At 66.5% G+C, this 862-nt stretch carries 1 protein-coding gene; it reads right to left on the bottom strand.

Annotated elements, in window-relative coordinates; genetic code table 11:
• Positions 1-862: glycosyl transferase family 1 (locus A5695_RS28880; protein WP_068077702.1), on the bottom strand; the 862-nt coding region annotated here is incomplete at both ends.

The raw sequence follows: 862 nt of genomic DNA, 5'->3' as shown, positions 1-862 counted from the left end.
GGGATGTCGTCGAAGTCGCTCCAGCCGGCGCAGATCAGCGCCCGCTCGCCCAGATGCGCGCAGGCCCCACTGATCATCTCCACCATGTCGGACGGAGAACGCACCGGCATGCTGCCGAAGCCGAAGAAAATCGGCGGTGTTCCCGCGGAGATCCACGACGAGACGTCAGCGTCGACGTTCGTCGGCAACTCCATCGTCAGCGCGCCGACGAACGGTCGCCGAGGTTGCCATTTCGCCCATTCCGCTGCCAGGCCGGGGAAGACCACCTCGTCATAGGCCTGAATCTCCAGCGACCCGCGTTCTGCGATCCGTCGGGTCCACGGTCTTGTGGCCGGCCGCAGACCCAGGGCACGGCGCTGTGCGTCATCGGCCTGCTTTGATGCGCGCCACAAGAGCCACTCGTAGACGATCATCGCGGCCCGACCCACGGGCGCGGGCAGGAAGGGCACGATCGCCCCGTTGGTCCGCCAGGGGAAGTGATGCAGCGTGGCCAGCGGAATCCCGCAGTATTCCGCGACGTTCGCGGCCGTGTCTTCATAATTCATGCCGGTGAGCAGCAGGGCGGCCCCGTCTGCCAAGGACGTCAGCGTCCTGCTGACCTCCGCTCGGCACAGGGTGAGGGGTTCCACGACTTCCCGCCACATCCGGTCGAGCTTCCGAACCTTCCAAGGGTTCTCGAACCAGTAAGTCCAGTAGTCGCGGTGCGGGTCGAGGACGGCCTTCAATTCCGGCCCATACGCGACGCCGGCCGGTCCGACCGACTCGACGAAGTCGACCATCTCGGGAGCGACAGCCATCGTCACGTCGTGTCCCCGCCGCACCAGCTCACGCCCGACAGTCAGGTAGGGTTCGACCTCGCCGC

The organism is Mycobacterium sp. E1747, from assembly GCF_001667775.1.
Lineage (GTDB): Bacteria > Actinomycetota > Actinomycetes > Mycobacteriales > Mycobacteriaceae > Mycobacterium.
Note: the sequence above shows the minus strand (reverse complement) of the source record. Positions and strands in the feature narration are given on the sequence as shown.